Below are 6,399 nucleotides of genomic sequence, written 5' to 3' on the forward strand. Positions count from 1 at the left end.
GATCAATTTAACGAATTAAATTGCACTATAACGTCGTTAAAAATTTTTTATTTAGAACAACTAGATACAAAAATTTTTGCCTAGTTCTAGCGTAATTTTCTTAACGTTAAATAGACCCCATATATAAGCAGATTGGTATAATTAGGGTTTTTCGCAAAAATAAATACTATTTTAAAAACAAGAACGCCCCAAATAAAGGAGCGTTTTTTATATAAAACCATACCTCATTAACTAATGGATATATGGAGTTTTACTTTTCTTAATTAAAGGCCCGCACGCTCTTTAATAACAGCAATAAGAGGTGAACCGCCATTACCGCTGCTTTCAGCCCAAGCGATGTCTGCGCCATCTGCAAGCGAGCTCTTCGATAGATTTTTAACTATGTACTCACCTGTGTCAACCGCATTGCTTGCGACAGCATGGCGTAACAAGTTATTACCATTACATTGGACTGCATCATAAATATTGCGAATTTTTACACGAGAACTCTTAAGTTTGCTACGTAGACGATTTTTATCATCAGCAGCAATATACTCACAAATGGATACCGCTAATTGATCGTCAGCATTTACAGGCGCTGTATAAGAAAATGAACCAACTGCAACAGCAGCAATAACAACTAACTTTGATAATTTAGACATGATACACCTTTATGGTACTTTATTCCTATGTTGATTGGTCAATATTGTATCAACTAACTAAAGATACCGCAATAATGTTATTTAATTTTGTATAAAGTTACGAATTTATAACTAGATTTGTTTTTTTCATCAGCTTGTTTACTTTCTTCTTCTTTTATTTCCCAATTAGCAACTTTTTGGTAATCAGGAAACTGTGTATCACCCTTAATATCTAAATCTATAAACGTTAAATATAGGCGATCAGCATGCTCTAAAAATTGTTGGTAAATATTACCACCACCAATAATCATCACTTCTTCCACACCACCAACTAGATCTAAAGCAGCCTCTGGTGTTGTAACAATCTCAATACCTTCCGCACAGTATTTGCTATTTCGAGTGATAATAATATTACGACGACCAGGTAAAGGACGCCCTATTGACTCAAACGTCTTACGACCCATTATTACCGGCTTACCCGTTGTTATTCTTTTAAAGTGCTGTAAGTCGGCGGGTAAATGCCAAGGCATTTTATTCTCTAAACCAATTACACGATTATTTGCCATTGCAGCAATCATTGAAATTACCATTCTAAACACCTAAAACTTTATAATTAAACAAAGAAAAAGGAGCAATTGCTCCTTTTATATAATTAACTGTAATTAACGCTCGTAGACAACTTCCACGTCGTAATCATCTTCATTCCAGTCATCCCAATCATCATCGTCGCCTTTAGTGGCTTTTTTATGATAAGTGTCCCACTTAAACTCAATTTCTTCATCTTTTATTTCAGCAAACTTTTCTTTCGGCATGCTATCTAATAACGTCATGATGTTGTGAATTAAAGGCTGAGTATTGAGTTTATTAATCGCTGAAATGTTATAAATATTTTCAGTCTCTCCAAGCTCTTCAGCTATTTTTTCGCATAAAGCTTTTGCTTCATCCTCAGGCAACAAATCTATTTTGTTGAATACCAACCAACGTGGCTTTTCAGCTAATTTTGGACTGTACTGATGCAGTTCATTAATTATTGCAAAAGCATTATCAATAGGATTTGAACCATCTGCTGGCAGTAGATCAATGATGTGCAATAGCACACGACAACGCTCTAAATGCTTTAAGAATTGTATTCCTAGGCCAGCACCATCAGAAGCCCCTTCGATTAAGCCTGGTATATCGGCAATAACGAATGATTTATTTGCCTCAGGGCGTACAACACCTAAATTAGGTATAAGCGTAGTGAATGGGTAGTCAGCCACTTTCGGTCTAGCTGCAGATACACTACGTATGAATGTCGACTTACCTGCATTTGGCAAGCCTAGTAAGCCTACATCAGCTAATAGCAGTAGCTCTAGCTTCAGGTTACGTACTTCGCCTGGTGTACCTAATGTTTTTTGACGAGGCGCTCGGTTAGTACTTGATTTAAAACGCGCATTCCCCAAGCCGTGGAAACCGCCTTTTGCAACTAGAATTTTTTGACCATGTTGAGTTAAATCGCCAAGCCCTTCTTGCGTTTCAACATCCATGATACGCGTACCAACAGGCACCATAACAAACAAATCATCTGCTTTTCTGCCAGTACAATTACGGCTACGACCATTTGTACCGCGTTCAGCTCTGTGAAAGCGCTCAAATTGATAATCGATAAGGGTATTTAAGTTTTCATCAGCTTGCAGATAAACACTACCACCGTCTCCACCGTCACCGCCATCAGGTCCACCATCAGGAACATATTTTTCACGACGGAAAGACACGATACCGCTGCCACCGTCACCAGCTTCTGCGCGAATTTCTACTTCATCTACAAACTTCATGATTACTCACTTTAGGGATTGGCTTGTTAATTTAACTATTATATACCGAAGTAGCCTTTAGAGCACACAACGAAAAAACACTTGGGTATATATTATAAAAGAACTGAAAACAAAAAACCCCGCAAAGGCGGGGTTTTTTAACTACCTTACTGATTACTCAGTTACGATAGTTACGTATTTACGGTTTAAAGGACCTTTCTGTTCAAATTGAACTTTACCATCTGCTTTTGCGAAGATAGTGTGGTCTTTACCGATACCTACGTTAGTGCCTGGGTGAAAACGAGTTCCACGCTGACGTACAATGATGCTACCCGCTAGAACTGATTCGCCACCAAAACGCTTAACACCTAGGCGTTTGCTTTCTGAATCGCGACCGTTACGAGTACTACCAGCTGCTTTTTTATGTGCCATTTCTAAGTACCTCTAATTAAGCGCTAATGCCAGTGATTTTAACTTCAGTGAACCATTGACGATGGCCCATTTGATTACGAGAGTTCTTACGGCGTCTAAATTTAACAATCTTAATTTTTTCACCGCGACCATGTGAAACAACCTCAGCTGTTATTTTACCACCGTTTACGAACGGTACACCGATCTCAATCTTTTCACCATCAGCAACTAAAAGCACTGAATCAAATTCAACTGCCGCACCAGTTTCAACGTCTAATTTTTCAAGACGAATCGTTTGACCTTCAGTCACACGATGCTGTTTACCACCACTTTGGAAAACCGCGTACATAATTAACTCCGTCTGTGCGCCCTCAAATCGGCGCAACTAAAATATTCTTCGATAGGGCGCGAAGTTTACGCTAATGCGAAAAAACTAGCAACCCTATTTTGTAATTAAAACGAATAAAAAGTAGCTGCATTGAGGACAATTCATTATTTCCTTCATTTTATATTAATTAGCCCTTTTGCCAAGCGCTTTTTAACCATTAGCTAAAATAAACTATCGCAGCTAACTAGGAGCGTTACAGTGTAATAATTAAACTTAACTGACAGTGCATTTTGATTATCAATTAACCAGTTACTTTGCCAAATTAAGCCTCTATTCAGTACTTTAATAGTGTTTTTTCAATCAATCGTCACAAAATATCGAGCTAGTGCATTTTTTGTTGTACAATCTGCGCCGTTCACACATAAAAATTGGCTCGGAGATCAATGGATATACAAGCTATCCAGGCGTTAATCAAAAGCGATATGAATGACGTCAATCAACTTATACATGCGCAAATGCGTTCAGATGTGGCGTTAGTTAACCAGCTTGGTTTGTATATAGTTAATAGTGGCGGCAAGCGTGTTCGTCCAATGTTAGCTATTTTAGCAGCCAAAGCACTCGGTTATCAGGGTAAAGATCATATAACGCTTGCGACAATTGTTGAGTTTATTCATACAGCAACGCTATTGCATGATGATGTTGTAGATGAATCAAACTTGCGTCGTGGCACGCCTACTGCAAATGCTGAATTTGGCAATGCTGCTAGCGTACTTGTAGGTGATTTTATTTACACTCGCTCATTTCAGCTAATGGTTGGCCTAGGCAAAATGCAAATTATGCAAATACTTGCCGATGCAACCAATATAATTGCTGAGGGTGAAGTACTGCAATTAATGAACTGTAATGACCCAGATACAACTGAAGCTAGCTATATGCAGGTTATTTACTCTAAAACGGCTAAATTGTTTGAAGCAGCCACCGGCCTTGCTGCTATTATCACAGAGCAAGACCAAGCGACACTTGATGCACTAAACCTATACGGTATGCATTTAGGTACTGCGTTTCAACTAGTAGATGACGTACTCGATTACAACGCAAATGCCGACCAATTAGGTAAAAACATTGGCGATGATTTAGCTGAAGGCAAACCAACCCTTCCGCTTATTTATGCTATGCAGCACGGTAATGAGCAACAAACACAACTCATTCGTGATGCAATAGAGCACAGTAATGGCATGGATCATTTAGAAGAAATTTTATCTGCACTTAAACAAACCAACGCGCTAGAATTTACAATGCAAAAAGCAGAGCTTGAAGCAGACAAAGCCATTGCCTGTTTAGACTTTTTAGCTGAGTCTGACTATAAGCAAGCTCTCATAAGCCTTGCTCGAATTGCGGTTAATCGCGACCACTAGTTACACAGTGTGAACTTAATTCTGAGCAAAAAAAAGCCTGCAAATGCAGGCTTTTTTGTTATTTCACTTTGGCTATTACGCCATGAAATCAACACCTTCTTTGATGTCTTTTTTCAGTGTTTCAAGCATGTCATTTTTTGCTTTTGTTTCAAATGCGCTTAGTTCGCCGTAAGAAAGGATTTCTTCTACGCCGTTTTTACCTAAACGTACTGGGTGTGCAAAGTACTCTGCATCGCCATTTTCAACAGCAACGTAAGCGTAATCTACAACTTCTTCACCCTGTAGGCCTTTAACTAAAGACATACAAAAACGAGCAGCAGCAGCGCCCATAGATAACGTAGCTGAACCACCGCCTGCTTTAGCATTTACAACTTCAGTACCTGCATTTTGGATACGTGGAGTAAGTGCAGCAACTTCTTCATCAGTGAAAGAAACACCTTCAACTTGAGAAAGTAGAGGCAAAATAGTTGTGCCAGAGTGACCACCAATTACTGGTACTTTCACTGTTGCTACGTCTACGCCTTTTAGCTCAGCAACAAATGCTTCCGAACGAATAACGTCAAGCGTAGTAATACCGAATACGCGTTTAGCGTCGTAAGTACCCGCTTTTTTGAATACTTCAGCAACAATTGGAACGGTGCCGTTTACTGGGTTAGTAATAATACCAACTAACGCTTTAGGACAGCTAGCAACAATGCCTTCTGCTAACGTTTTGATGATGCCAGCATTTACATTGAATAAATCAGCACGATCCATACCTGGTTTACGTGGCATACCCGCTGGGATAAGAACGATGTCAGAGCCTTCAAGCGCTTTGTTTAGTTCATCTGCGCCAAAACCTGCTACTTTAACATCTGTTGGGATGTGAGAAAGGTCAACCGCAACACCTGGTACTACTGGTGCAACATCATAAAGTGATAATTCAGAGCCAGCTGGTAAGCCTGTTTTTAATAATAAAGACAACGCTTGGCCGATACCGCCTGCAGCACCTAATACAGCAACTTTCATTGGAATTCTCCGTCATTTGAGGTAGGAAATATTTGTGGCTCTTAAGATAATGAAATTAGCGACTAAAAACAAATTTATCCTGTGTATTTCAGGTATATTTTCGACCATAGTTGTAAACTTTATTGGTTTATCGCATCAAACTGGCAAGTTAACTAAACAACTACTGCATAATTATTCATTATTGTGTAGAATTTACGACATAAATAACAAAAATGAATAAAGACTATGCAACCGCAAGATAAACAAGAAGCACTGGTAAAAGCATTTAAATCACTTTTAAAAGAAGAGAACTTTGGGTCTCAAGGCGAAATTGTTGACGCATTAAAAGAGCAAGGTTTTGATAATATCAGCCAAAGTAAAGTATCTCGGATGCTAAGTAAATTTGGTGCGGTACGTACACGTAACGCTAAACAAGAAATGGTCTACTGTTTACCTGCAGAAATGGGCGTTCCTACGGCAAAGAGCCCATTACGCCAATTAGTAATCGACATTATGCACAACGAAATGATGATCATTATTCGCACAAGCCCAGGGGCTGCTCAACTTATTGCGCGTTTACTCGATTCGTTAGGTAAAGCAGATGGTGTGCTAGGGACCATTGCAGGCGACGATACAATATTCATTGCACCTGCAAAAATATCTGAAATAGACGTCACACTAGAGCGCGTAAGACTATTATTCGATAACGTTTAATACCAATCGGTTTATATATAGGGTCTATTTAACGATAAGGAAATTGCGCTATAACTAGGCAAGGATTTTTATATCTAGTTGCTCTAAATAAAAAATTTTTAACAACGTTATAGCAGACATTGATCAGACCA

The 6,399-nt window shown here is 38.9% G+C and carries 9 protein-coding genes; 3 read left to right on the forward strand and 6 right to left on the reverse strand.

Annotated elements, in window-relative coordinates:
- Positions 1-263 precede the first annotated feature (263 nt).
- The 5 genes from CWB66_RS17460 to rplU form a co-directional block, all read right to left on the reverse strand.
- Positions 264-641 (reverse strand): DUF3718 domain-containing protein, encoded by a 378-nt coding sequence (locus CWB66_RS17460; RefSeq protein WP_077536919.1) that lies wholly within the window; start codon positions 639-641, stop codon positions 264-266.
- A gap of 77 nt (positions 642-718) precedes the next feature.
- On the reverse strand, positions 719-1,210 hold the full coding sequence (folA, locus tag CWB66_RS17465) for a type 3 dihydrofolate reductase (protein ID WP_138586368.1): 492 nt from the start codon (positions 1,208-1,210) through the stop codon (positions 719-721).
- 72 nt (positions 1,211-1,282) lie between these two features.
- The gene (gene cgtA / locus CWB66_RS17470; RefSeq protein ID WP_077536917.1) at positions 1,283-2,434 is read right to left on the reverse strand and encodes an Obg family GTPase CgtA; all 1,152 of its coding nucleotides are present in this window, start codon (positions 2,432-2,434) and stop codon (positions 1,283-1,285) included.
- Positions 2,435-2,587: 153 nt separating this feature from the next.
- Positions 2,588-2,845, reverse strand: coding sequence for a 50S ribosomal protein L27 (rpmA, locus tag CWB66_RS17475; protein WP_002957747.1), 258 nt, complete (start codon positions 2,843-2,845; stop codon positions 2,588-2,590).
- 16 nt (positions 2,846-2,861) lie between these two features.
- On the reverse strand, positions 2,862-3,173 hold the full coding sequence (gene rplU, locus CWB66_RS17480) for a 50S ribosomal protein L21 (RefSeq protein WP_024611650.1): 312 nt from the start codon (positions 3,171-3,173) through the stop codon (positions 2,862-2,864).
- A 422-nt stretch (positions 3,174-3,595) separates the two neighbouring features.
- Between rplU and ispB the strand changes: the two genes are divergently transcribed.
- Positions 3,596-4,567, forward strand: coding sequence for an octaprenyl diphosphate synthase (ispB, locus tag CWB66_RS17485; RefSeq protein WP_077536916.1), 972 nt, complete (start codon positions 3,596-3,598; stop codon positions 4,565-4,567).
- Between the two features lie 75 nt (positions 4,568-4,642).
- On the opposite strand, the gene mdh is transcribed toward ispB, so the two are convergent.
- The gene (mdh, locus tag CWB66_RS17490) at positions 4,643-5,575 is read right to left on the reverse strand and encodes a malate dehydrogenase (RefSeq protein WP_007586102.1); all 933 of its coding nucleotides are present in this window, start codon (positions 5,573-5,575) and stop codon (positions 4,643-4,645) included.
- Between the two features lie 34 nt (positions 5,576-5,609).
- On the opposite strand from mdh, the gene CWB66_RS17495 reads away from it, so the two are divergent.
- Both CWB66_RS17495 and argR read left to right on the forward strand, forming a co-directional pair.
- Positions 5,610-5,795, forward strand: coding sequence for a hypothetical protein (locus CWB66_RS17495; RefSeq protein ID WP_125825543.1), 186 nt, complete (start codon positions 5,610-5,612; stop codon positions 5,793-5,795).
- A 5-nt stretch (positions 5,796-5,800) separates the two neighbouring features.
- On the forward strand, positions 5,801-6,268 hold the full coding sequence (gene argR / locus CWB66_RS17500) for a transcriptional regulator ArgR (RefSeq protein ID WP_024611653.1): 468 nt from the start codon (positions 5,801-5,803) through the stop codon (positions 6,266-6,268).
- Positions 6,269-6,399 lie beyond the last annotated feature (131 nt).

The sequence above is a fragment of the Pseudoalteromonas sp. S558 genome (assembly GCF_005886635.1).
Lineage (GTDB): Bacteria > Pseudomonadota > Gammaproteobacteria > Enterobacterales > Alteromonadaceae > Pseudoalteromonas > Pseudoalteromonas aliena.